General features: G+C 71.9%; 16 protein-coding genes. 5 read left to right on the top strand and 11 right to left on the bottom strand.

All coding sequences use genetic code 11. The features are described 5' to 3' along the window. Window positions 1–26: 26 nt before the first annotated feature. Together LZ604_RS06750 and LZ604_RS06755 are read right to left on the bottom strand one after the other, a co-directional pair. Window positions 27–752 (bottom strand): LuxR C-terminal-related transcriptional regulator, encoded by a 726-nt coding sequence (locus tag LZ604_RS06750; RefSeq protein ID WP_267971030.1) that lies wholly within the window; start codon window positions 750–752, stop codon window positions 27–29. Further along, window positions 749–2,041, bottom strand: a complete 1,293-nt coding sequence (locus tag LZ604_RS06755) for an ATP-binding protein (protein ID WP_234513366.1) — start codon at window positions 2,039–2,041, stop codon at window positions 749–751. Before LZ604_RS06755 ends, LZ604_RS06750 begins: the two co-directional genes overlap by 4 nt. A 177-nt stretch (window positions 2,042–2,218) precedes the next feature. Between LZ604_RS06755 and LZ604_RS06760 the strand changes: the two genes are divergently transcribed. After that, entirely contained in the window at window positions 2,219–3,814 is a 1,596-nt protein-coding gene (locus tag LZ604_RS06760) for a PspC domain-containing protein (protein ID WP_234513367.1), read from the top strand. Continuing rightward, window positions 3,801–4,043 carry a hypothetical protein gene (locus LZ604_RS06765; protein WP_234513368.1) on the top strand — a complete coding sequence of 81 codons (243 nt, stop codon included), beginning with the start codon at window positions 3,801–3,803 and terminating at the stop codon, window positions 4,041–4,043. The genes LZ604_RS06760 and LZ604_RS06765 overlap by 14 nt, the downstream gene beginning before the upstream one ends. Window positions 4,044–4,477: 434 nt before the next feature. Here the strand turns inward: LZ604_RS06765 and LZ604_RS06770 are convergent, their stop codons facing one another. The 3 genes from LZ604_RS06770 to LZ604_RS06780 form a co-directional block, all read right to left on the bottom strand. After that, window positions 4,478–5,011 (bottom strand): DoxX family protein, encoded by a 534-nt coding sequence (locus tag LZ604_RS06770; protein WP_234513369.1) that lies wholly within the window; start codon window positions 5,009–5,011, stop codon window positions 4,478–4,480. Window positions 5,012–5,256: 245 nt separating this feature from the next. Then, window positions 5,257–6,546, bottom strand: coding sequence for a hypothetical protein (locus LZ604_RS06775; RefSeq protein ID WP_234513370.1), 1,290 nt, complete (start codon window positions 6,544–6,546; stop codon window positions 5,257–5,259). A gap of 200 nt (window positions 6,547–6,746) precedes the next feature. Then, a complete protein-coding gene (locus LZ604_RS06780; RefSeq protein WP_234513371.1) occupies window positions 6,747–7,541 on the bottom strand; it encodes a class II aldolase/adducin family protein in 795 nt (264 codons plus the stop codon). Between the two features lie 139 nt (window positions 7,542–7,680). On the opposite strand from LZ604_RS06780, the gene LZ604_RS06785 reads away from it, so the two are divergent. Continuing rightward, the gene (locus tag LZ604_RS06785; RefSeq protein ID WP_234513372.1) at window positions 7,681–8,154 is read left to right on the top strand and encodes a pyridoxamine 5'-phosphate oxidase family protein; all 474 of its coding nucleotides are present in this window, start codon (window positions 7,681–7,683) and stop codon (window positions 8,152–8,154) included. A 17-nt stretch (window positions 8,155–8,171) separates the two neighbouring features. Here LZ604_RS06785 and guaA read toward each other — a convergent pair whose 3' ends face one another. Further along, complete coding sequence (gene guaA, locus LZ604_RS06790) at window positions 8,172–9,752, bottom strand: glutamine-hydrolyzing GMP synthase (protein ID WP_234513375.1); 1,581 nt, start codon at window positions 9,750–9,752, stop codon at window positions 8,172–8,174. Between the two features lie 350 nt (window positions 9,753–10,102). On the opposite strand from guaA, the gene LZ604_RS06795 reads away from it, so the two are divergent. Next, the gene (locus LZ604_RS06795) at window positions 10,103–10,477 is read left to right on the top strand and encodes a chorismate mutase (protein WP_234513377.1); all 375 of its coding nucleotides are present in this window, start codon (window positions 10,103–10,105) and stop codon (window positions 10,475–10,477) included. A gap of 707 nt (window positions 10,478–11,184) precedes the next feature. Continuing rightward, complete coding sequence (locus LZ604_RS06800) at window positions 11,185–12,234, top strand: LPXTG cell wall anchor domain-containing protein (RefSeq protein ID WP_234513379.1); 1,050 nt, start codon at window positions 11,185–11,187, stop codon at window positions 12,232–12,234. Window positions 12,235–12,404: 170 nt separating this feature from the next. On the opposite strand, the gene LZ604_RS06805 is transcribed toward LZ604_RS06800, so the two are convergent. The 5 genes from LZ604_RS06805 to LZ604_RS06825 all read right to left on the bottom strand — a co-directional run bounded on the left by LZ604_RS06805 (window position 12,405) and on the right by LZ604_RS06825 (window position 19,999). After that, window positions 12,405–14,291, bottom strand: a complete 1,887-nt coding sequence (locus LZ604_RS06805) for a GMC oxidoreductase (RefSeq protein WP_372482095.1) — start codon at window positions 14,289–14,291, stop codon at window positions 12,405–12,407. Between the two features lie 49 nt (window positions 14,292–14,340). After that, window positions 14,341–15,981, bottom strand: coding sequence for a succinic semialdehyde dehydrogenase (locus tag LZ604_RS06810; protein WP_234513381.1), 1,641 nt, complete (start codon window positions 15,979–15,981; stop codon window positions 14,341–14,343). Between the two features lie 115 nt (window positions 15,982–16,096). Next, window positions 16,097–16,294, bottom strand: a complete 198-nt coding sequence (locus LZ604_RS06815) for a hypothetical protein (RefSeq protein WP_234513382.1) — start codon at window positions 16,292–16,294, stop codon at window positions 16,097–16,099. Between the two features lie 308 nt (window positions 16,295–16,602). Beyond that, window positions 16,603–18,240, bottom strand: coding sequence for a serine/threonine-protein kinase (locus LZ604_RS06820; protein WP_234513383.1), 1,638 nt, complete (start codon window positions 18,238–18,240; stop codon window positions 16,603–16,605). Between the two features lie 88 nt (window positions 18,241–18,328). Continuing rightward, on the bottom strand, window positions 18,329–19,999 hold the full coding sequence (locus LZ604_RS06825) for a serine/threonine-protein kinase (protein WP_234513384.1): 1,671 nt from the start codon (window positions 19,997–19,999) through the stop codon (window positions 18,329–18,331). Between the last annotated feature and the right edge of the window lie 180 nt (window positions 20,000–20,179).

Consider the following 20,179-nt stretch of genomic DNA (forward strand, 5'->3'; position numbering starts at 1 on the left):
CGTCCGGCACGGGGGGTGCCTGGCCGTCAGACCAGTCGGCGTGCCGTCGCCCAGCGGGTCAGTTCGTGGCGGTTGGAGAGCTGGAGTTTGCGCAGGACCGCCGAGACATGGGACTCGACCGTCTTCACCGAGATGAAAAGCTGCTTGGCGATCTCCTTGTAGGCGTAGCCGCGGGCGATGAGGCGCAGGACCTCGCGCTCACGCTGAGTGAGGCGGTCCAGGTCCTCGTCGACGGGCGGGGCGTCGGTCGAGGCGAAGGCGTCGAGGACGAAACCCGCCAGACGCGGGGAGAAGACGGCGTCGCCCTCCTGTACGCGGAAGATCGAGCCGATGAGGTCCGAGCCGGTGATCGTCTTCGTCACGTATCCCCGCGCGCCGCCGCGGATCACCCCGATCACGTCCTCCGCCGCATCCGACACGGACAGCGCGAGAAACCGGACCGGCCGCTCGGCGTCCGCCGTCAACGCGGCACAGCGCCGCAGCACTTCGACTCCCCCGCCGCCCGGCAGATGGACATCGAGGAGCACCACCTCGGGCCGGGTCTCGGTGATCACCGAAACCGCCTGGTCGACGTCCGCGGCCTCCCCGACGACCTCGACGCCGGTCCGCTCGGTCTGCCCGATCTCCGCCCGGACGCCCGTACGGAACATGCGGTGGTCGTCGACGAGCACGACCCGCACGCGCCGCTCCCCCGTGCCCCCGCCCGCGCGCTCCGGCTCCACCGGGCCGGCCGGCTCGTTCGCGTCGCTCATGTCGTACTCTCCGCCCTCTCCATCTCCAGCTCGACCTCCGTGCCGCCGCCCGGCACCGCGCGCAGCCGTGCCGTGCCGCCGTTGCGCTCCATACGGCCGATGATCGATTCTCTGACACCCATGCGGTCCGCGGGTATCGCGTCCAGGTCGAAGCCGGGGCCGCGGTCGCGGATGGACACGAACACGGTCTTTCCCTCGACCTCGGCGTAGACCTGGACGGCGCCGCCCTCGCCACCGTACTTGGCGGCGTTCACCATCGCTTCGCGCGCGGCCTGCATCTGCGCGCTCGTGCGGTCGTCGAGGGGGCAGTCGCCGACGACGACGACCTCGATGGGGACGCCGTGCTTGTCCTCCACCTCCGCCGCGTTGCGCCGGACCGCCTCCGCCAGGGTGCTGGGCTCCTCGTCCTCGTCCTTGCCCGTCCCCTCCGGTTTGTAGAGCCAGGCGCGCAGATCCCGCTCCTGGGCACGGGCGAGACGGCGCACCTCGCCCGAGTTCTCCGCATTGCGCTGGATCAGGGTCAGGGTGTGCAGCACGGAGTCGTGGACGTGGGCGGCGACCTCCGCGCGCTCCTGGGCGCGGATGCGCATCAGGCGCTCCTCGGACAGGTCCTGGGACATACGCACGAGATACGGCCCGGCGAGCAGCGCTATGCCGACGAGGACCGCGAGCGCCGCCTGGAGGACGGACCCGAGATGGGCCGCGGAGCCCTGCAGCACGAAGATGCCGGAGACGCCCGCGGTGACGAGCAGGACACCGGCCGCGGCGCGCAGCAGGGTGAGGGTGCGGCGGCGGCTGCCGACCTCCATCCAGCGGGCCCGCCGTGCGTTGTCCGCCTGGCGCCAGACCAGGGCGACGCCTGCCGCCACCAGGACGGCCGGGATGAGATACGCCTTGGCGGCGCCGCCGAGGTTCACGCTGCCGACGAAGGTCAGCGCCACGACGACCATGAGGAGCAGGGCGACGATCTGGCCCCGGTCGGGTCTGCGGGCGACCAGTCTGCGACGGCCGTCGGGCGAGGTCTCGGTGCCGACGAGGGAGGGGGAGCGGCGGTCGTCGACGCCGCCGACACCGAGAGGGACGAAGAACCAGAACGCCGCGTACAGCAGCGCGCCGAGGCCGTCCGCCGTCATCAGGCCCACGAACATGAGGCGCACCCAGATCACGGGCAGCCCGAGATGCCCGGCGAGCCCCCGCGCCACTCCCCCGAGCCAGCGTCCGTCGCTGCTGCGGTAGAGCTTGCGCGGCGGCCGTGGGTCGGCGAGAGGCACTCCTGCGGCGTCCGGCATGCCATCGATGGTCACACGAGTGGTCTGCCCGGACATCAGGGTGGACCCCCGAGACTGCCCTGATCTTCGAATCCGGGTGATCGAACACTTCCCTTGACGGCCGTCAGGGCAGATTTCAGGGTTCGGCCAGGGTCGTCCCGACTGCCGCCGGGCGGCTGGGGCGGCGACCATGGACACATGACGGATCAGCGGCACACGGCAGCGGGGCGGGACCCCGGCTCGGGGCACGGCCCCGAGGCCCGGCACGCCTGGGGTGCCCCGGGAGTGGAGCCGCGGGCGCACGAGGACACGGCGGTACGGCAGGATGCGGCCGTGCGGGAGAACGGGGCCGAGGACGGGAACGCGGGCGAGGGCGTGAGCGAGGGCAGGCACGAGGACGCGGGCCGAGACCCCGGCGGGACCGCACGGAAGACCACGGGCTCCGGCTTCTCCTCGCCCGCGCGCGAAGGGGGCGGTGCGCGGGGGGAGGCACCCGGGCGCGACGGCACGCCCTCCGAGGGCGAGGCGGGCCAGGGCTCCGGCCACTTCCGGCGTGACCGGCGGTACAAGATGCTGGCCGGCGTCTGTGCAGGGCTCGGGCGGCAGTGCGACATGGACCCTGTGATCTTCAGGATCGGGCTCGCGGTGCTCTCCGCGGCGGGCGGCCTCGGCCTCATCTTCTACGGCTTCTGCTGGCTCTTCGTCCCCTACGAGGACGAGGAGGAGAACGAGATCCGCAAGCTGCTGACGGGCCGCGTCGACGGCCAGGGCCTGGCCGCGGTCCTCTTCGCCCTGGTGGGCTGCGGAGTCTTCCTGTCGATGCTCAGAAACGGCGGGGTGCTGACCTTCGCCGTCGTGCTGTCCCTGCTCCTCGCCGGCGCGGGGTACTGGTCGCGGCACCGCGGCGCGCCCGACCCGGACCCGCTGGCCGCCCAGGCGGTGGCCGACGCACCCCCGGAGGCGACGGCACCCCCCGTGCCCGCCGCCCATGCCCCCTGGTGGCGCGACCCCATCGTCAAGGACGGCACCCACGTGGGCGGCACGGGCTATCTGTGGGGCCCGAGCGACACCCCGAGCCGTGATGTCGCGGCGGCGGTCAACATCGCCCGCGGCACCTCGTACGGACAGCGGATAGGCACCGCCCCCCGCTCCAGACCACGGGGGCCGCGCTGGATCGGCGGCTGGGTGTTCCTGTTCGCGCTGCTGGCGGGCGGTCTCGGCACCGGCCTGACCTGGAACGGCCAGGCTCTCGGCACCAGCCTGCAGACGGGCCTCGCCGGCGCGCTCGTCGTGTTCGGCACGGGCATCGCGCTCAGCTCCCTCCTGGGGCGTACCGGGGCGGGCTCGGTCTTCCTGGCCCTGCTCACGGCGGGTCTGCTCGCCGCGTCGGCGGCGCTGCCGAAGGACATCGGCACTCACTGGACCCATACGACGTGGGCGCCGGCCTCGGCGGCCGCCGTGCAGGGGAGATACGAACTGGGCACCGGCGTCGGCACCCTGGATCTCAGCCGTCTGAACCGGACCGGAAACGGGACGGTGACGACCCGGGCGGAGGTGGGTGTGGGCCGGCTGAAGGTGGTGGTGCCCGCGGACGCGACGGTGAAGCTGAAGATCGACACGGGTGTCGCCGACATCCGGTTGCCGGGCGACACCAAGAAGGACGTGGACGTGGAGGCCGGCAGGCACAAGGAGCTGACGCTCTCGCCCGCGGCGGGGACGAAGAGCGTGGCCACGCTCGACGTCAGTCTCGAGGTCGGTGTGGGCCAGGTGGAGGTGACCCGTGCTGCGTCATGAGTTCCAGCCCGGCCGGCTGGTCGCCGGCGCCTTTCTGGCCGCTGCGGGGGTCGTCTTCGCCGGCGACGCGCGCGGGGCCTGGGAGGCGCCGTGGTTCGCGATCGTCCCGATCGTCGGCGGCGGGCTCTGCCTCGCGGCCGTGACGGGCCTGCTGACCCGCGCGATACGCAGGGGCCGCACGTCACCCGGGAAACGCCCCGCAGAACGGGACGGGGCGGCGGCCCCGTAACGCGAACAACGACGGCCCACCGAACGCCCGCGCATACCGACACCCGCAGCGGGCACCGCCGTACGACCGCCCGGCCGGACCCGAGCGCCGCCGGTCCACTGGCGGATGCCCGAGTGCCCTCGCACGACCGAACGACCGAGTCCGAGCATTCGCCGGTCAACCGGCGGGCACCGCGCATCGCGCGCGCGAGCGCCCCGGCGCGGGCACGCATCGCCGCGCGACCGACGGGCAGCCGAGCCCCGCGATGCGCCCCGCCCGGCCGGACCCGAGCACCGCCGGTCCGCGGGCAGCGGCCGAGTCTCGCGGGGTGGCCTGTCCGGCAGGGGCACGAGCGGTCGCCGGTCCACCGGCACGCGTCCGGACTTCCTCAGGCGACCGGCCCGCGCGGTTATCGATATGGACGGCTGGACCGCTGGGTTTCGTGCGGCGGAGTTTTACCGGTACATGTCTGTGCGGTGGCGTTGGCGGCGGGCGCGGAGGGCGGCGTCCAGGGAGAGGACCGGGGCACCGGCGAGGACCAAGGGCAGCCAGGCCATCAGATAGGCCAGGTCGTTGCCGTAGTAGTAGGGAGAGGAGGCCCAGCTCACGGTCAGCCACAGGCTCAGTGAGATCAGCGCGCCGCCGAACGCGGCGAGGCGGGACAGCAGTCCGACGAGCGTGCCGAGGCCGACGGCCAGCTCACCGAGGGCCATGGCGTACCCGAAGCCGGAGGGGTTCTTCAGCGCGAGGTCGACCATGGCCGGGATCGCGGAGGAGCCGCGCACGGAGCGCATCAGGTCGCCGATCGAGCCGGGGCCGGAGTCGTGCAGAAAGGTGCTGCTGTTGAGCTTGTCCACGCCCGCGTAGATGAAGGTGACGCCGAGGAAGACCCGCAGCGGAAGCAGAGCGTACCGAGTGGCGGTGTCCCGCCAGGAGCGGTTCTCCTCGATGTACGAAGTGTGGGAGTCCGTGCGCATGCTCTGAGCCATCGTGTCCGCCGCCTCTCACCCGCCTGCTGTTGACCCCTCAACAGACCATACGTGCGAAGAGGGGGGACCGCTCAACCGGTGTGCACCGACTTTCCTCCCTCCCGTCCCCGGCGACCACCGCTCGCTGATCCCTGTCGGTACGAACAAGCCCGGTCCCGGCCCTTCCTTCCGTACTTCCCTCCGCCATCCGGTGGACCGGGCAGATCATCGCCCATGGCTGGGCCGAACGGAGCAGCCGGTCGCTGTCACTCCGTCACATCGATGGTGACCCGGTTGGTTTCGACCCCGGCCGCCGTCACCACCTGGACGTCCACCCTCCCGGGTTCCACGTCGGCCGGCACCGGGACCGTCAGCAGCGTGTCCGAGGGGTTGCTGAAGCCGCCGGGGACCGGGACGAGGGGCACATGGACATGGACGGCGCCGATGCGGACCGCCATCCGGGACAGACGGTCCGCCGTCTCGGCGCCGGGCGGTACGAAGCCTGCGCCGCGGATCTCGATGTCGTCGCCCGTGCGGATCGGGGCATCCAGATCGCCCGCCTCCCGGGCCCGGACCACCGAGAGGACCACCGGGCGGCCGCCTTCGGCGTACTTCCCGGCGAGGTAGGTGGCCGCGGAGACCAGTACCAGCAGGGCTAGACCCCACGGCAGGTCGGGAAGCCGGTCGGGGCGGCGGGCCAGCCGTACCGCCGCGAAGACCAGCGCCACCCCGCTGATCATCACGTACTGGATGTCCGCGAAGCTGCCGCGTCCGGAGTCGTCCGTCAGCAGATCCGCCGCCCGCGGCCGGTCGGCCCGTACCTTCTGCAGGCGCTGGCCGAGGATCCGCAGGCTCACCACCCTGCGTACCAGGACCGCGATCCCGCACACCACGGCGACCACGGTCACCACGCCCGCCCCGCGGGCGAGGTCGAGCCCGGCGATCAGCGCGTCGCGGCTGCCGTGCGCCGAGGCCACCGCCAGCTCGCCGATCAGCACAAGCAGCGCGTACACGACGAACAGCACCCAGCCGGCCGCCACCGCACGCGAGGTGGACAGCCGGTTGTCCTCGCCGATGACGGGCGCGAGCGCCCCGCCGCGCGCCCGGTGCAGATATCCGGCGGCGGTCAGCGCGGCGCCCGCCAGCACGGCCGCGGCCAGTCCGGCCGTCCGCGCCGCGGTCCATCCCGCCCCGACCGCCGTCAAGGCCTGCGCGAGCAGCAGGACGCCCACCGCGCTCCACACCGCGATCGCCGTGAGCCGCCACAGCCGGCCCAGCCAGGCCTCGCCGTCGGCCCGGCTCCGCTCGGCGACGAGGTCCGCGGACTGGGTCAGTTCGTCGGACACCCACTGCCGGGACGCGGACGCGGAGTACGCGACCGCCGGAGGCAACCCGCGCCCGGAGGCGAACTCGTCCCGTTTCGCAAGGAACTCCGCGACCGCGCGCCGGTGTCCCTCACGCGCGCCGTGCGGGCAGTCCCCGCAGGTGCAGCCACCCTCGTGCGCACCCGGACCGCTTCCGCGTCCCGCGCCCTGCCTCGCCTCCTGCACCGCCACGACCGCTGCCGCCTTCCCGCGCCAGATCCCAAGCCGCACCCGCCACCGCAACTGGCATGCGACGACAGCGAATTGTGCCGTACCGGACACGCCTCTCGTCCGTCGGGTCCGGTCACGGCGGGTGAAAGAACGGACTGTCGATTGACACTCACCGTAAAGGCGGGCGTGCCGCGCGCCCTCCGACCGCCGACGGCGGACGGTCAGCTCAGCAGGTCCGGCTCCCTGCGGCTGATGTCCTGCCACAGGGGCTGGTAGTTGATCCAGGCCACCAGGTCCCCGCCGAGCTGCTCGCGGGTCTCCACCGCCTGCCGGTGGTCTATCAGGACCGGCCGCCCCGCGGCCTTCGCGGTCAGCTGCACCTGGCAGGAGCGTTCCATCGACAGGAACCACCACGCCGCCGCGTCCACCGAGTCGCCGACGGTCAGCAGCCCGTGGTTGCGCAGCACGAGCGCCTTGCGGCTGCCGAGCGCGGCGGCGATCCGGCGGCCCTCCTCGACGTCCACGGTGACACCGGTGTAGGAGTCGTAGACGGCGTGGTCCTCGTAGAAGGCGCAGGACTCCTGGGTGATGGGGTCGAGCAGATCGCCGAGCGCCGCGAGGGCCCGCCCGTGCACCGAGTGGCAGTGGGCGACGGCGACGACGTCCGGGCGGGCGGCGTGCACCTGGGCGTGCACGGTGAACGCCGCCTGGTTCACGTGGTAGCGGCCCTCGATCACCTGCCCGTCCTGGTTGGCGAGCACCAGGTCGCTCACGGTGACGTGCCGGAAGGGCATCCCGAACGGGTTGACCCAGAAGCAGCCGGTGTACTCGGGGTCGCGGGCGGTGATGTGCCCGGAGACGCCGTCCTCGAAGCCGAGCCGTCCGAAGATCCGCAGCGCGCCCGCGAGCCGCTCCTTGCGGTGCGCCCGTTCGTCCTCGACCGACTCGTGCATCGGCGGCATCGCGAAGGTGAGCCGGTCGGTGGGCAGGGGCGGGGGCGGAGTGGGGCCGTGCATGGGTCCTCCGGCACTGGGTTGCTTGACCGGCGGCAAGTTATCGTCGGTCGGCCCCGGATGACAGCGCGGGTTTGTAAAGATGACACGCACGTCCGATATAGGACAGAAGATGTCGTGTTTCGGCGCCAGGCTCGGTCCCATGACGACGAACTGGGCGGCTTTCGCCGCGGCGGAACCCGATCTCGCCACCATCGCCGAGGCACGCTTCGAGGCGTTCACTCATCATGTCCTCGCCACGCTCCGCAGGGACGGCTCGCCGCGCACCACCGGCCTCGAGGTGCGTTTCACGGGCGGTGAGATGTGGTTCGGCATGATGCCCGACTCGCTGAAGGCGCTGGACCTGCGCCGCGACCCGCGTTTCGCCTTGCAGGCGAACCCGGGGCCGGGAACCGGGATGGCCGGCGGGGACGTGCGCATCAGCGGGCGGGCGGTCGAGGTGGACGACCCCGCCACGAAGGACGCGTATGTGAAAGAGGTGGAACCGCCGCAGCCGTTCCACCTCTTCCGCACCGAGTTGACGGAGGTCGTGCGGACCTCCGTCGAGGACGAGAGGTATCTGGTCGTCCAGGTCTGGAAGCCCGGGGAGCCGGTGCGCACGCTCCGCCGGACCTGAGCCTCACCGCAGGGGGCTCACTCCCACTCGATGGTGCCCGGCGGCTTCGACGTCACGTCGAGCACGACCCGGTTGACGTCACGGACCTCGTTGGTGATCCGGGTCGAGATACGGGCGAGGACGTCGTACGGCAGCCGGGACCAGTCGGCGGTCATGGCGTCCTCGGAGGAGACCGGGCGCAGCACGATCGGGTGACCGTACGTCCGGCCGTCGCCCTGGACACCGACGCTGCGGACATCGGCGAGCAGGACCACCGGGCACTGCCAGATGTCGCGGTCGAGGCCCGCCGCCGTCAGCTCCTCGCGGGCGATGGCGTCGGCCTCGCGGAGCAGGTCGAGCCGCTCCTTGGTGACCTCGCCGACGATACGGATGCCGAGGCCCGGGCCCGGGAAGGGCTGCCGCTGGACGATCTCCTCCGGCAGGCCCAGCTCCTGGCCGACCATACGGACCTCGTCCTTGAACAGCTTGCGCAGCGGTTCGATCAGCTTGAACTCGAGGTCCTCGGGCAGACCGCCGACGTTGTGGTGCGACTTGATGTTGGCGGTACCGGTGCCGCCGCCGGACTCCACCACGTCCGGGTACAGCGTGCCCTGGACCAGGAACTCCACGGCCGGGCCCTCGTCGGCGATGATCTCGGCCTGCGCCTGCTCGAAGACGCGGATGAACTCACGGCCGATGATCTTGCGCTTCTCCTCGGGGTCCGAGACGCCCTTGAGGGCGTCGAGGAAGCGCTCCTCGGCATCGACGACCTTCAGCTGGACGCCGGTGGCCGCGACGAAGTCCTTCTCGACCTGCTCGGTCTCGCCCTTGCGCATCAGGCCGTGGTCGACGTACACACAGGTCAGCTGGGAGCCGATGGCCTTCTGGACGAGGGCGGCGGCCACGGCGGAGTCCACACCGCCGGACAGACCGCAGATCGCACGCCTGTCTCCGACCAGCTCGCGGATCGCGGCGACCTGCTCCTCGATGACGTTGCCCGTGGTCCAGTTCGGCTCCAGGCCCGCGCCGCGGTACAGGAAGTGCTCCAGCACCTGCTGGCCGTGCGTGGAGTGCATGACCTCGGGGTGGTACTGGACGCCGTAGAGCTTCTTCTCGTCGTTCTCGAACGCGGCGACCGGGACGACGTCCGTCGACGCCGTGACGGTGAAGCCCTCCGGGGCGGCGGAGCAGGCGTCGCCGTGCGACATCCACACGTGCTGCTCGGCCGGGGTGCCCTCGAAGAGGGTGGAGGACGTCTTGGAGACGTACAGGTCGGTACGGCCGTACTCGCGGGCGCCGGAGTTGTCGACGGTGCCGCCCAGCACCTGCGCCATCAGCTGGAAGCCGTAGCACATGCCGAAGACGGGGACGCCGGCCTCGAAGATCTCGCGGCCGAGACGGGGGGCGCCCTCCTCGTACACGGAGGAGGGGCCGCCGGAGAGGATGATCGCCGCCGGGTCCTTGGCGAGCATCTCCTCGACCGGCATGGTGCTCGGCACGATCTCGCTGTAGACCCGGGCCTCGCGGACGCGACGGGCGATGAGCTGGGCGTACTGCGCACCGAAGTCGACGACCAGAACGGTGTCGGGGGCGGCGGCAGCGTGGGTCGCTGATGACACGGGGTGCCTTCCGGCGGTCGGGCGGGGGTCTGTGCTACCGATTCTAACGGGGTGGCCGTGGGACCCCTTCCGTCTGCCGGGGGCGGCGGGTCCCCACCGTTGTGTCTCACCATCCGAGCCCGGTTGGACGCCGTCCGTCACCACGGCATACTGGAGCCCATGCTGACGCACACGACCTTCGTCTTTACCTATGGCACCGGGCCCGCCGGATGCCATGGTCGTGCTGCTTGAGCCACTGACAAGCGACTTACCAGGCGCCCCGGGCCGATACGGTCCGGGGCGCCTGGCGTTGTGCGGACCGTGCCGATCCGGGGCCCCTCGACCCGCCACCGACCATGAGGAGCCCGGCCATGACCTCCGTCACCCCCGAGCAGACCGCGACCCCCGAGCAGACCAGCCCCGAGCAGACCGCCGCCACCCGGCAGTCCGCCACCGCCGTGAAGAGCATCGCCGCCGAGAAGACCGGCGCACGTACAGCCGAGGCCGCCGGTGTGATCACCGGCGCGCGGGCACGCATCGACGCCCTCGACGACCGCATCATCGGCCTCATCCAGGAGCGCATGGCGGTCTCCGCCGTCATCCAGGAGGCCCGCATCGCCTCCGGCGGCCGCCGGGTGAACCTGTCCCGCGAGATGGAGGTCCTCGGCCACTACCGAGAGGCCCTGGGCAAGCCCGGTACCGCCCTCGCGATGACCCTGCTGGAGCTGTGCCGGGGCCGTGTCTGACGGCGGCCGCGCCTCCTCGTGGCCGCACTCCGAGCATGGCCACAGTCCCCGCACGGCCGCGCCTCCCGCAAACGCGTGCGACTGGATACATGTCCACGTGCCGCCTCACCCGTACGGCGCGTGACCGGGGCCCGGAGGATGTCGTTGGTCCCGGTGTCCGTGCCAGCCAGGGGCGGGCCCGAAAGAACCACGCGTGGCTTCGCTGGAGCGATGAGACGTAGGGCCGGTGCCGTACGTCGTGGGACCTCGCTCCAGGACATGACCGGACGGCAGGGGACAGCAGCCCGGTCACCAGTAAACGGCCGGTTCCGGGGACGCCCGGAACCGGCCGGCGGAATCCGCCCGGAGACGGCCGGCACCCTCGGCGGCCGGCAGACGGGCGAGAGCACCTGCCCGCTCACAGACAGGCGGCGCGCCCTCCGGCGCCGCCGTCCGGGCACCGGCACTGCCCTGACGTCGGTGCCGGCGTAAGAGGGCCCCGCGGACCCCCGCCTTCTCGGCTCACCTCGCGGCGGGGGATCCCCCCGCCGCGGGGCCCTCACCGCGCCCCGGCAGCCCGCGTAAGAATTTTGTCAACCTGAGGCAACCATTCACAGGGCTCACAGGTCACACCTCGCGAATCAAGGGCCATAGCCGCGCCCCACACGCGGAGATCCCCCCCATGGATGTGTCGCATCCTCGCGACACAACGGATTTCTCGAGGTCTTATGAAGCTTCGTCATGCCATCGCCACCGCGGTTGCCTCGGCGGCCATGACTCCGCTCGCCCTGCTCTCGGCGCCGACCGCGTTCGCGGACGACGCTCCGCCCACCACCTCCGCGACCGAAACCGCGGCCACCGAGACGCCCACCAGCCCGGCGCCCGCAACCGACAGCACGACCACCCCGGCGGGCGGCGAGTCCTCGACCTCGACGTCCTCGGCGCCCACGAGCGGGGCCCCCGCGGGCAAGCCCACCTCCTCGGCGACCGCCTCGGGTACGCCGACCGGGAGCCAGACGCCGAGCAGCCGGCCGACCGACCCGTCGGACGGCTGGTCGCCGGACCAGTGTGACGAGTTCAACCTGGACCAGAACCTCAAGATCACGGTGAAGGGCCTGCCGAACAAGATCGTCGCGGGTTCCGGCTGGCACAACTTCACCTTCTCGGTGAAGAACGACTCGGACACCGACCTGAAGAACGTCTGGGTCAACACGTTCACCGAGTACGCCGACAACGAGTCGGACGACTCCCTGGCGTTCGACCTCGCCCAGCTCCAGTACAAGGACCCCGAGACCGGCAAGTGGACCGACTCCTACCAGGACGGGGAGGGTGACACCGTCTTCTCCGGCACCTTCGTAGGCGTCATCGACGCCATCGACAAGGGCGCCAAGGTGGACATGGACCTGCGGGTGCGGGTGAGCGCCAAGGCCCCGGCAGGGTCCTCGTTCGCCATGAGCAGCGCCATCTACGCCGGCAAGGGCACGGCGTGCAACGGAAACGGGGACTCCTACGAGTTCACCGTGCTCGCGGCCGGCACCAAGCCGACCGACAGCGGCGACGCCAAGCCCACCGGTGACAAGCCGACCGGCAAGCCCAAGACGGACATGAAGCCGCAGGGCGGCTCCGAGCAGCTCCCGGTCACCGGCAAGCTCGCCTCGACCGGGTCGTCGTCCATGCTGCCGGTCATCGGCCTCGTCGGCGGTGTCGCCGTCGTCGCCGGTGCGGGTGTGGTCTTCGCCGTGCGGCGCCGGAAGGCGGGTGCTCAGGCCGCCGCGTAACGGCCGCAGCGCGGCGCGGGGCGCCCGCGCCGCGCACCATGAAGCACCACAGAGGAGAGGACCTGGACCCGGAGGGGGGCCCAGGTCCTCTCCCTGTTCTGCGTTCTGCGTTCTGCGTTCTGCGCCTCGTACGCCGTCGTACGCCGCCATTACATGCTTGTACGCCGGTCCTACTCGTCCGTGTGCCCGGCGAGCGGGCTCTTCGGGGGCACCGTCGGCATCCCCAGGAACGGCAGCCGCAGGGCCCCGAACGCCTTCTCTGGCACCGCCGGGCGCCGGGGTTCCACCGGCTTCAGGCGCTCGTAGGCCACCCCCTGCGCCGGGCGAGGGTCCGCCTCCCCCTTGTTCGGCCAGAACGACATCGCCCGCTCGGCCTGCGCGGTGATCGTCAGAGACGGGTTGACACCCAGGTTCGCCGACACCGCCGCGCCGTCGACCACCGATATCCCGGGATGGCCGTAGAGGCGGTGGTACGGGTCGATCACTCCGGTCTCGGGCGAGGCGCCGATGGGGCAGCCGCCGAGGAAGTGCGCGGTCAGAGGGGTGCCCATCAGTTCGCCGATGTTGCTGCCCGCGAAGCCGTTGATCTCGACGGCGAGTGCGGACGCCGACTCCGACGCCGACCTGATCTGCTTGGGGTTGGGCGCGCCATGGCCCTGCCGGGCCGTCAGCAGGCCCTTGCCCAGGCCCTTCGGCTTCAGATACGTCGTCAGGGAGTTGTCCAGCGACTGCATCACCAGGGCGATGATGGTCCGCTCCGACCAGCGGCGATACGAGAGGGACCGGACCAGCAGCCACGGGTGCCGCGCCACGTTCGCCAGCCAGGCCACGACGCGGGAGGAACCCTCTGCGTAGGGGACCTGAAGGGTCGACAGATAGCCCATCGCGTTCGACCCCTTGCCGTAGCGGACCGGCTCGATGTGCGTGTTCTCGTCCGGGTGTATCGAGGATGTGATGGCCACGCCGCGGGTGAAGTCGAGCTTCGTACCGTGCGCCTTGCGGTAGCGGCGGTCGTCCGTCCGCGCGCCCACCAGCGCCTCGGAGTTGGAGCGGGTCAGTTCGCCCAGCCGGCCGGAGAGGTGAGGCAGTTGGCCGTTCGCCTTCATGCGGTGCAGCAGCGTCTGCGTCCCGTATGTGCCCGCCGCGAGGACGATCTGCCGTGCCGTGAAGATCCGGCCCTTGCCCTTGCGCCTGTCATCCGTCGGCAGGGTCGCGACGGCGTAGCCGCCCCGGGAGTCGTCCGTGACCGACACGACGGTCGTCATGGGATGGACGACCGCGCCCGACTTCTCCGCGAGATAGAGGTAGTTCTCGTTGAGGGTGTTCTTCGCGCCGTGGCGGCAGCCCGTCATGCACTCGCCGCACTCGGTGCACGCCCGGCGGGCGGGTCCGGCGCCGCCGAAGTACGGGTCCTGGACCTCCTCGCCCGGCCTGGCCGTGGCCGTTCCGTCGGCGTCGTCGCCGTCGCCGAAGAAGACCGCGACCGGCGCCATGTGGAAGGAGTCTTCCACGCCCATCCGCTTGGCGGCCGCCTTCAGATGGACGTCCGCGGCGGTCACCGTCCGGTTGAGCCGGGCGCCGAGCATGCGCCGTGCCTGGTCGTAGTACGGCGTCAGCTCCTCTTCCCAGTCGGTGATGTCCTTCCACTGCGGGTCGTCGAAGAAAGCCTTCGGCGGTACGTACAGGGTGTTGGCGTAGTTGAGGGAGCCGCCGCCGACACCGGCACCCGCGAGCACCATCACGTTGCCGAGCAGATGGATGCGCTGGATGCCGTACAGGCCGAGGGCGGGTGCCCACAGGTAGTTCTTCAGGTCCCAGGAGTTCTTCGGCAGCGAGGCCCGCGTGAAGCGCCGGCCCGCCTCCAGGACACCCACGCGGTAACCCTTCTCGGTCAGGCGCAGGGCGGTGACGGATCCGCCGAATCCCGATCCCACGACGATGACGTCGTAGTCGTATCCGTCCTCGGCGGGCCCTTCCTCGGTGTGCCCTTCCTCGGTGGGCCCTCCCTCGGCGTGCCCTTCCTCGTCCCGGGCGTGGACAGACTTCTCCTGCGACACGTGCTCTCCTCGTTGAGAACGGGTGGTGGCCGACCGAAATGGGGGCTGGCTAGCGGAAGCGGAACGCCTTCATCAGCCGCAGGCTGCGGCTCATGAACGCCGCGTACCTCTCGTCGTCCATGCCGAGCGACGGTGCCATCGGCAGCAGCCGCTGATGGGCGACGGTCTGGGCCTCGGTGTACTTGAGGATGCCCTCCGAGCCGTGGCGGCGGCCGAGGCCGGAGTCCTTCATGCCGCCCATGGGCGACTGGGCGCTCCCGTATGCCGGCGCATAGCCCTCGTTGACGTTGACCGTGCCGGTGCGCAGCCGGGCGGCGACCTCGCGGCCGCGACGGCCGTCCTTCGTCCAGACGGAGGCATTGAGGCCGTAGGGGGTGGCATTGGCGCGTTCGATCGCCTCGTCCTCCGAGGTGAAGCGGTAGACCGACACCACCGGTCCGAACGTCTCCTCCGCGCACACCGCCATCGGCGCCTCGACGCCGTCGAGAACGGTGGGCTCGTAGAAGTACGGACCGACGTCCGGGCGGGCGACCCCGCCGGCCAGGACCTTCGCGCCCTTGGCCACGGCCTCCTCGACATGCCGGGTCACCGTCTCCAGCTGCCGCTCGCCGACCAGCGAACCCATGTCGGCCCCGTACGCGAGGGACGTGCCCAGCCGCATGGCCTTGGTGCGGGCGACGAAACGCTCCAGGAAGGCGTCAGCGATCGACTCGTGGACGTACAACCGCTCGATGGAGATGCAGAGTTGGCCCGCGGACGAGAAACAGGCGCGCACGGCACCCGCGGCGGCCTTGTCGATGTCGGCGTCCTGAAGGACCAGCATGGCGTTCTTGCCGCCGAGTTCGAGCGAGACGCCGACGAGGCGGGCGGCGGCGCTCTGGGCGACCTCACGGCCGGTACGGGTGGAGCCGGTGAAGGAGACGTAGTCGGCGTGCCGGACGACCTCCGGGCCGACGACCGGCCCTTCGCCGATGACGACCTGGAAGACCTCGGCGGGCAGCCCGGCCTCGATCAGCAGGTCACGCGCCCACAGGGCGGTCAGGCACGTCTCGGTGTCGGGCTTCATCACGACCGCGTTGCCCGCGACGAACGCGGGGAGCGCATCGCCGACCGACAGCTCGAGGGGGTAGTTCCAGGGGGCGATCTGGCCGACGACACCGCGCGGGTGGCGCAGTTCGGTGACCTTCGTCAGCGTCGGCACTGCACCGGTGTGCCGCTTCGGCTTCAGATACGAGGGGGCCGTACGGCCGTAGTGCCGGGCCGCGACGGCGACGGCCTGCACCTCCTCGTGGGCGTGAAGGCGGGCCTTGCCGGTCTCCAGCTGGATCAGGTCGAGGACCTCGGCCTGGCGGGCGAGCACCAGGTCGTGGAAGCGGAGCAGGACGGCGGCGCGCCGGCGTACGGGGGTCGCGCCCCAGGCGGCCTGCGCGCTGCGGGCGCGCTCGAAGGCGAGCGCCACGTCCTCGGGGGTGGACTCGGGCAGGTCGGCCAGCTTCTCACCGGTGAACGGCGTGTGGTTGGCGGTGCGGCCGGAGCCGACGACACCCTTGGTGAGCTGGGCGACCAGCTCCGGGGTGACCACGTCGACGGCGGTGCGGGTGCCCGCGGGGGCGGGCGCGAGCGGGTTGGTACCGGCCGTGCCCGTACGGGTCGTGGCGTTGGCCTTTTCCGGGGCCTGCGAGTCCGTCATGAGGCGCAGCGTATGCCGGGGTGAAGCGTTTGGGTACCCGTCGGTAATGCGCTTTCACGGGGTGTCCACACTGCGCCAGTGACCGCTGGCAGCGAATGCGCTGATCAGGGCGTTGTCAGCCGCCCGGCTGGGTGCTGCCGACTTTCAGACGGGCCCGGGCGCCTTTGAACAGCGAGGTGCCGCGCCGCTCGTCGGGGGTGCCCTTCGGCATGTCGACCCGCAGCGTGTAGAGCGCACGGGCGCGCGTGGCGACCAGGAGCTGCATCACCCGGTACCGCTTCTCCTTCACCCGGTACGTGGTGTCGGTGAGCATCGCGTCGTCGCCCTGGAAGCTGGTGGGTGTGTACAGCGTGTGCGCGTCGTCGCCCGGCCAGGTGGCGGTGGTCTGCCGCGCCCATGCCGTCAGGGATGCGGGAGCCGACTCCTGACGGGTCAGGCGGAGCCGGACGGTGTCGTCGCCGTAGGTGACCGTGCGGTCCGTGGCCGAGTCACGGTTCCCCTGCCGCCGGAGCCGATCCGCTCGGCCAAGCGGTAGCGGCCGTCGATCAGGCGTCCCGCGTCAGTACCCATGTCCCATCAGTACCGTGCGGAATCACGGGTTGTCGACGCGGGTCCGCCGGCTCAGGGCTTGTGGACGTCCAGGTTCGCGATCGCGGTGCGGGCCACCTCACGGCCGCGGTCCGTGAAGTCGCCCTTGCCGGGGTAACCGATCGTGAGCTTGTACATGTTGCCCGCCGAGTCCTTGTAGTAGAAGATCTTCAGCTCGCGCGGGCGAGGGTCCTGGCTGTCGTCGGTCGTGTAGACGACCGTGTTCTCGGCGGCCTGCCTGCCGCGGTACGTGGTCTGCTCCGGGTCGGTCCTCGGGCCCTTGGGCATGTCGAGCTGGTAGGCGCCGCCGTCCTTGAACGCGTCGTTGTCGGCGTACATCTCGGCCGCCGAGGAGTCCTTGATGCCGTGGGCGGAGTCCTCGGACTTCTTCGCCAGGTGCAGGTCGATCCGGATACCGCCGCTCCAGTCGGTGTAGGTCACCCGGTTCCGGTCGGTGTCCTCCTTGCGGGGCCGGCTCACCTGGTAGTCCGCGGGCACCGCGAGCGTCACGCCCAGCGCCTTCTCCGGTCGCTGCGTCCAGCCGTCCGGGAGCGGGCCCGCGAACGGGTCGGCGACGGCCAGGTACACCCCCACCGCCGCCGCGACGACCCCGGCGCCGAGGCCGACGAGCAGCTTGCGGCCGAGCCGAAGGCCCCCGCCGCCGGGCACCGTGATCCGTGCGGGCTGCGGCGGCCGCGCCGCCTCCTGGAGCAGCCTGCGGACCGCGGCCGCATCGGGGCGGCGCGCCGGGTCCTTTTCCAGCAGGCCGCCGATGGCGTCCGCGAGCGGTCCGCGGGCCGCGGCAGGCGGCGCCGGGGTGAAGTGCAGAACCGACTGGAGGGTGGCGGGCGTGTTGGTGCGGCGGAAGGGCGACACGCCCTCCGTCGCCGCGTACAGCAGCACCCCCAGCGACCACAGGTCCGCCGCCGGGCCCGGGCGCCGCCCGAGCACCCGTTCGGGCGCGATGTACTCGGGCGAGCCGACGAAACCGCCGGTGTCCGTCAGCTTCGTCTCGCCCTCGATCTGTGCGATGCCGAAGTCGGTTAGTACGACCCGGTCGTGGCGGCCGAGCAGGACGTTGTCGGGCTTCACATCGCGGTGCAGGACGCCCGCCGCGTGCGCGGCCTCCAGTGCGCCGAGCACCTCCAGGCCGATCCTCGCCGCCTCGCGCACCCCGAGCGTGCCCTCCTGGAGCACCTCGCCCAGGGAGCGGCCCTGCACCAGCTCCATCACGATCCACGGTCTGCCGTCCACCACCGCCACGTCGTGCACGTTCACGACCGCGGGGTGGTCGAGGCGCGCGGCGGCCCGGGCCTCACGGCGCATCCGTTCGAAGGCGTTGGCCTGTTCGCGCTCGGGAAGGTGGTCGGGGACCCGGGGTTCCTTGACGGCGACCTCCCGGTCCACCGTCTCGTCCTTGGCCCGCCACACGGTGCCCATCCCCCCGTGACCGAGCCGGGCCAGCAGCCGGTAGCGCCCGGCGATGAGCCGCCCCGTCCCCGGGTCCCCGGGGGCTTCGGCCACGGTCTGGGTGGGCGCCGCGTGGGGCTGGGGCGCCGACTGCGGCCGGGCGTACGGGTTTCCCGGATACGGCTCCCTGGGCTGCGGCGGTTGCAGTCCGAAACTCGTGGGCTCGTCGGGCCCGTAGGAAAGTCCCCCGTTGTCGTTCATGGGTCCATGCTTATCGCGCCGGGCGACCCCTCATCCACCCTCGCGCCCCACCGGTCACAGACCCGTGACGCATCGCGCGAGCCCGGGGTCACCCCGGTACGAACGTGTCGACCGCGACGTCGAAGTACTCCTTCGCCTCCTTCACCTTCCCGACGGGCGCCGACACCCACACGTCGTACATCCGGCCGCCCTCCTCCCAGCACAGGTCGTAGGTGTGCCGGGGGCCCTCGGCGGCCGTGAAGCCGTTCCAGCTGAACTCCCAGAGGGCAGCGGTGTTCCCGTGGTGCGAGGTCTCGGTGACGCTGCCGTCGTGGTAGCCCGGGTTCGTGGAGGGCCCGTCGGCGGCCGAGCGCCGCATCACCGCGAGCGGCCCACCCGCATCGGGGTCGGCCACCTTGACGCCGAGACGGAACGTCTGGCCCGGTGACAGATAGAAGACCCGCTCCCCCTGCGGACTGCGGGTGAACCCCTCCGGGACGGCCAGCGAAAAACCGCTCGGGTCCCGCACCAGCCGGTAGCCCGAGGGCGCCGTGTGGCCGGCGGTCGTGGCCCGGGTCGGCGAACGGGTCACCGTCACCGTGGGGGCGGGCGAGGAACCGGGGGACGACAGGCCCGGCCCTCCGGTACCGGCCGACGGGTGCGGCGATCCGCTGCCCGCAGACGAGTGCGGCGGTGCCGTGGTCGCGGGCGCGACCCCACCGTCGCCATGGCCCATCAGCAGCGCGGCCGCCGAGACGCCCGCGCCGGCCATCGCCGCGACCAGAGCGGCCGCGACGAGCGTGCCCCGCGCCGACGGCCGGGCGGGCCGCGACTCGGCGGGCTCCCGGGCCACCGCGGTGTCGGGCCCCTGTCCCGGGGAGACGTTCAGGGCGCGCCGGGACACGTCCCGCTGCGTCGGCGTGTAGGGAACCGGCACCCGTGGTGTCCGCCCCGTCTCCAGGAACTCCCGCAGCAGCCGCTCCGCCTCGGCCGCGTCCAGGCGCCGCTCGGGGTCGCGCTCCAGCAGCCCCCGTACGACGGGCAGGATCGGCTCGGCCTGGGCGGGCGGGCGGATCTCGTCGACGACCACCGCGTGCAGGATGCCGCCCAGCGAGTCGCGGCGGAAGGGCGACTCGCCGCTCAGCACCGCGCACAGCAGCGCGCCCAGGGACCACAGGTCGGACTCGGGTCCGGTCCGGACGCCGGACATCCGCTCGGGTGCGGTGTACTCGGGGGAGCCGACGAAGGAGCCGGTCTCGGTGAGCGTCGTGGCGCCCGCGACCTGCGCGATGCCGAAGTCGGTGAGGACGACGCGGCCGGTGCCCGTCTCGATCAGGACGTTCGCCGGTTTCAGGTCGCGGTGGAGGACACCGGCGCCGTGGGCGCGGCGCAGCGCGCCCAGCAGCGCGATGCCGATACGGGCGGCCTCGCGGGCGTCGACGGGGCCCTGCCGGGCGACGCGTTCGGCGAGCGAACCGCCGTCGATCAGCTCCATCACGATGTACGGGCGCTCGTCGTGCTCGACGACGTCATGGACGACGACGATGTGCGGATGCCGCAACTGCGCCACGGCGCGCGCCTCGCGCAGGGTGCGCTCACGCTGGAGCCGGGCCTCGTCGGCGGAGAGCGAGGGATCGAGGGTGACCTCCTTGACCGCCACCTGACGGCCGAGCAGTTCGTCCGACGCCCGCCAGACGACGCCCATGCCACCGCGGCCGATTCGCTCCTGTAGCCGGTAGCGCCCCGCTATGACACGGACGTTCTCCCCCTCGGTCCCCATGCGCCCCATCATGCCGCACGCCACGGCGACCCTCCCGGCCACCGTCGCGACGGTGGCCGACAAGCGTTGTACAAGGGCGTGCGGACGGGGCGGACGGGGCGTACGAAGGGCATGGGCGCACGCCCTCGGTCCCCGCGCCCGTCATCCGCTTCGCGCCCGTCTCCCGCTCCGCGCGCCGTC

Source organism: Streptomyces glomeratus, from assembly GCF_021462825.1.
GTDB lineage: Bacteria > Actinomycetota > Actinomycetes > Streptomycetales > Streptomycetaceae > Streptomyces > Streptomyces glomeratus.